The organism is Pedobacter sp. 01T416_2 (assembly GCF_056398925.1).
The window spans coordinates 1-5008 of the sequence record NZ_JBFTQI010000436.1 but is presented as its reverse complement, the minus strand read 5'-3'; the positions used below and the strand labels follow the sequence as shown (position 1 = coordinate 5008).

Here is a 5008-nt window from a genome sequence, read left to right as displayed (position 1 = left end):
TTCTAATCCGATAGCTATCGGATTATTTCAGAATCTTTATAAATAGTTTTTTGCTACGGAAATGCAGATTTACACGGAATTTAATTTTGCTTTCAGCTTTTGCCTTTTCTACGAGTAGTGAAGTATTTTAGCCATCGCCTTATAAATCCTGATTTTACCTATACTATCAAAAAAAATACAAAGCACACAAATAGTTTATTTTTAGCACTATTTGACCATAAAACATTGATTAGTTATATTTTAAACAAAGCGTTTTTGTATTACAAACTTAAAAAATAATCGAATGGCAGGCATTTTGTAAGTATTTGTAAAATTGCTTATTACAAATGAATTTCCCTCTATCACAATCCTATAGCTGTGTAATTATAGATGACAGCCAAATGAGTATAAAAACACTTGAACACTTTATTTCCAAAATAGACAAACTCCAGCTAAAGAGAAGTTTTACGGATGCAATAGATGCCATGGCCGCCTTTTGGAAATACGGAAAAATTGATTTCCTATTTCTGGATGTCCAAATGGAAATATCAGGAATTGATATAGCCAGAATGCTTCGAAACAGCGTAAAATTTGTTGTATTTGTAAGTGCCGATGACAATAAGGCCATTGATGCCTTTGATAAAGGCAATTGTTTTTTATTTAAACCACTCGATTTTGTAAAATTTGAAGAAACGGTGAATCAGTTGATTCTGACTGAACGTAAGAACAAAGAAATACTTTTGTAAATAGCTCGCTAAAAATATCCATCTTTTTTTTCTATCATTAAGTAATTAAGAACATTAAGATTTCATAGTTCGGTCCCGCAGCCGTCTCCATGAACTTGTTTCAGGACCTAAAATTACGTGATTCTGAACTTCTGAATCTTTCTGGTTAGTTTTTCTGCCACGGAAGCRCAGATTTAYACGGAATTTTACTTTGCTTTGAGCTTTAGTCTTTCAGCTTTTACCTTTCTTACCATTAAGCAGTTAAGAACATTAAGATTTCATGGCTCAGATCCTGCGGTCGYMCTCCTGAACTTGTTTCATGATCTGTCCAGCTTGGGTTATATTTGCCACGGAAGCAAGGGTTTAATTTAATTTGCCTTTTGCTTTCAGCTTTAGTCTTTTAGCTTTAGTCTTTCAGCTTTTACCTTTCTTAAAAATCTGAATAGTCTGTCGGGTAAACAAATTTAGTGTCGTTTTTAGAAACATTGTGCTGATACTCTGGCATTGCAGAAAGCTTTTTCCAATATTCATCTGCCGAGAAAGACTTCCAGTGTGCATCTCTATCTACCTTATTTTCGAAAGTAGTTAAATACATTAGATTAGGCATTCGGCTACCAGCGACTACTTCTCCATAAAATACTGCATTGAAATTAAGTCTTTTAAACAACCCGATTTCACCGCCCTTATTAAACATTTCAACTTTATTCTGAAAATACTTCTCCGTAGGTGCCTCGTAACTTCTTAATTCGTACACCCTTTCTTTCATCGGCGATTTTAGATTAGGCAGCATAAAATGAGGAGCATCCTCAAAAGCCTTTAAAACAATAGATTCTAATCGCTCGTAAGGAGTCTCGGTATAAGTTGCATCAAGGTAGGTTTTACCATCAATAGCATATTGTTTATCTTTTGCTAACTTTTCATCCAGTTCCAGAACGCCATTGAACGATTTCAAAGGAATAAATACATAAATAAGCTTTTCTACAACCACAGCCTGATCGCCTATAATGGGTTTAAACACGCCTACTTTTGTAATTCCATTACGGTGTAATGCGGGTAAATATGCATTTTGAAGATAATCATCCACTGTTTTTTCTTGTGCATCGGTTTTCAAGTGGTAAATTTTGATCTGATAGAAATCCATCTTCGATGCATTGCCCGCAAACGCACTGAACAGTAGAACAAGTAAAAACAGACTGGATATTTTAATTTTTTGCAACATGTTTAAAGGATGATTAGATAATGTAGCAAAATAACAATTATTTTTAATGATCGAATGAGAGAAAGATTGTGTTATTAAATTTTGAATGAGCAAATGGCCAACAAAAAAGTAGCTAATCACTTATCAACCAACGACTATTGAACCAAAAAATTCGGGTTTGGTGGTTCGGCATGCAATAAATGTTTTACAAAGAAGTCGCGTTTACGCCTCCGTCCGTAAATACCACCATCGCTATGGCCCATACCCGGAATGCTTAATATATCAAAGTCTTTATTTGCTTTGATCAATGCATCAGCAAGTCGGTAGGTAGATTCTGGGGGTACATTTTCATCCGCTTCACCAACAATTAAAAATAAATTACCCTGTAATTTTGGTGCATTGGTAATGTTAGATTGTTCTCCATAGTGCGGCCCTACGGGATAGCCCATCCATTGTTCGTTCCACCATTGTTTATCGATGCGGTTATCGTGACAACCACAGGCAGAAACCGCAGCTTTATAAAACTCGGGATGAAATAACAGTGCACCAGTTGAGCTTTGCCCACCCGCCGAAGTGCCATAAATCCCCACTCTTGAAATATCAGCATTTGGATATTTCACCGCCATGGCTTTCATCCACAATATCCGGTCAGGGAAACCTGCATCTGCTATATTTTTCCAGCATACATCATGAAAAGCCTTAGACCGGTTGGCGGTACCCATTCCATCAATCTGTACTACGATAAAGCCTAATTCGGCAATGCTCTGCATTTCACTGGCAGGTAAGAAACTTTTGGGCACAAAACTATCATGAGGACCTGCGTAAATATTTTCGATAACAGGATAAGTTTTGTTCGGATCCATTTTTGAAGGGAAGCAAACAATGCCCCAAATATCGGTTATGCCATCTCTTCCTTTAGTCACAAAAACTTCGGGCAGTTTAACTCCTGTAGCTAAATAAATAGCCGTTTGGCCATGTTCTATTTCGCTTATTTTTTTGGTACTCGCAGCTAACCTTAACTCGCTAACAGGCGGTACATTTACCTGAGAGTAAGTATCGATATAATATTTGCGGTCAGGAGAAAAACTGAGGATATGATTACCTTTTTCGGGCGTAAGATTCACCAGTCCCTTTCCATCGAACCCAATCCTATAATAATGGATAAAATAAGGATCTTCACCAGCATCCATTCCATTTGCCCGGAACCAAATCTGGCGTTTAACCACATCTACACTATCGATATCCCTAACTACCCAATTGCCTTTGGTAACCAGCGTCTGTTTTCCTGTTATGCCATTAACCAGATAAAGGTGTTGCCATCCATCCTGCTCACTGGTCCACAATATTTCATTTGTTTTAGGTAAGTAATGGGTATAAATTCGCCGCTCATAAATGAAGGTTTTTGTTTTTTCGTCGATAATGTTTTTGGTTTTTCCGGTTAAGACATCTACTTCAATTACCCTAAAACGTTGATGACCGCGATCTACTTTCTCATAGGTATAATACCTGCTGTTATTATTGCGCCAATGCAATTCTGGTGCACCAAAGAAATCTATCGGTTCTGCATCTACTTTAATGGCAGTTTTAGCTGTTACATTAAAAACATAGGGCTGATAAGCGGTAAAATCGTCACCAGGCTGTGCATACTCTCTCGATTTTAATTCACCACGGGTAGTGCCAGGAACCGAACTTAATACATAATGTACTTTTTTAGTCTCTTTCGGATCGATTTTATAGGCAACAATATTTTTTCCATCGGGCGACCATGCAAATTCGCCATATGGTTTATCGGCACTACCATCGGTACTCAATTGGCTTTCTGCTTTGGTAGCTAGATCAAGCACGAATAAGTTGCCACCACGGATCAGGATTTCGCTTTTGCCGTCAGGCGATTTTCTGGATTCACGGTTCCGTTGCCAGCGCGATCTGCTTTGCTGCAAAGGTCTTTTGGCATTGTAACGATAAATTGTTGTGTCTTTCGTGTCCGCTAAACTGTAATCGCTCAAGTTTAATTCATACCATTTATCCTGTATTTTTAGTTTTGCTGTATTACCCTGATCGGCGAAATACAATTCAGCAAACTGAAGTTTTAATGGATTCTGCTTTTTACCCGTTATCTTTTCTATATTTTCAGCCAGTTTATTGTTATCAAATGCCGCGCTACGTTTACCTGTTGCAGCATCTACATAATAATATTCCCATGTTCTGTTAGGAAGGTTCTTTTTATACCAAAATGCACTTCCGTCTTTTTTCCAAAAGGGAATAAGATCATTATTGGTTGGGATATTGCGTAATGCGGTATCCAGCTTAGTAGATAATTGGTAAGCATTTGCCATTTCAGCAGCACTTGGTGCATAAGGATGCAAACCCGCTTGCTGTGCCAGTAGCTGAGAGGAAACAAAACTTAATAAGATGATCGCTATTGCTTTTTTAGCGCTTGGATAAGTGGTCATTACAGATTTTTTGTGGTAAATATAATGCTACGGTTTTTCTGATTTCCTTTAGATTTTGATGAATAACATCAATATTTTAACCGTTCACATCAACCGCTTCTTTTGCTTTCGAATCCTGGCGGGCAATACTTCCTTTAATCAGGTAATAAACCGGTATACCAATTAAAGTGATGATTAATCCAGGCCAGGTAAATTTAGGTTTAAAAATAATCAGCAATACACAAAAAGCCAGCCCCATTATCATATAGATGATTGGCAGCACAGGGTAGCCAAAAGCTTTGTATGGCCGCTCGGCATCAGGTCGCTTTTTACGGAGGATAAAAATTCCGAAAATGGTGAGCATATAAAACATCACCACTACAAACGAAATCATATCCAACAGATCGCCATATTTTCCGCTGATACACCATAAACAAGCAAAAATACACTGAATCCATAGCCCAAAACCAGGAACTGCATTTTTGTTGAGTGTACCTACTTTTTTAAAGAAAAGCCCGTCTTTGGCCATTGAGTAATATACCCTGGCACCAGCCATAATTAAACCGTTATTGCAACCGAAAGTTGAAACCATAATCATTAATGCAATAATGATGGTACCGGCTGTACCGAAGATATGATTGGCAGCAGAAACTGCAACCCGATCTTTATCAGCA

General features: G+C 37.7%; 4 protein-coding genes. 1 reads left to right on the top strand and 3 read right to left on the bottom strand.

Annotated elements, in window-relative coordinates; genetic code table 11:
* The first annotated feature begins 326 nt into the window (after positions 1-326).
* Positions 327-725 (top strand): LytR/AlgR family response regulator transcription factor, encoded by a 399-nt coding sequence (locus AC1DPQ_RS17330; RefSeq protein ID WP_477583097.1) that lies wholly within the window; start codon positions 327-329, stop codon positions 723-725.
* Positions 726-1134: 409 nt separating this feature from the next.
* Here the strand turns inward: AC1DPQ_RS17330 and AC1DPQ_RS17325 are convergent, their stop codons facing one another.
* The 3 genes from AC1DPQ_RS17325 to AC1DPQ_RS17315 all read right to left on the bottom strand — a co-directional run.
* Positions 1135-1923 carry an NIPSNAP family protein gene (locus AC1DPQ_RS17325; RefSeq protein ID WP_477584157.1) on the bottom strand — a complete coding sequence of 263 codons (789 nt, stop codon included), beginning with the start codon at positions 1921-1923 and terminating at the stop codon, positions 1135-1137.
* A 134-nt stretch (positions 1924-2057) separates the two neighbouring features.
* Entirely contained in the window at positions 2058-4355 is a 2298-nt protein-coding gene (locus tag AC1DPQ_RS17320) for a S9 family peptidase (RefSeq protein WP_477610359.1), read from the bottom strand.
* Between the two features lie 76 nt (positions 4356-4431).
* Positions 4432-5008 (bottom strand): APC family permease (locus tag AC1DPQ_RS17315; protein WP_477610358.1); only part of this gene is annotated, 577 nt, incomplete at its 5' end.

Coding starts and splice junctions, on each gene's coding strand:
- AC1DPQ_RS17320 (WP_477610359.1), bottom strand. CDS start 4,355: ATGACCACTTATCCAAGCGCTAAAAAAGCAATAGCGATCATCTTATTA.
- AC1DPQ_RS17330 (WP_477583097.1), top strand. CDS start 327: ATGAATTTCCCTCTATCACAATCCTATAGCTGTGTAATTATAGATGAC.
- AC1DPQ_RS17325 (WP_477584157.1), bottom strand. CDS start 1,923: ATGTTGCAAAAAATTAAAATATCCAGTCTGTTTTTACTTGTTCTACTG.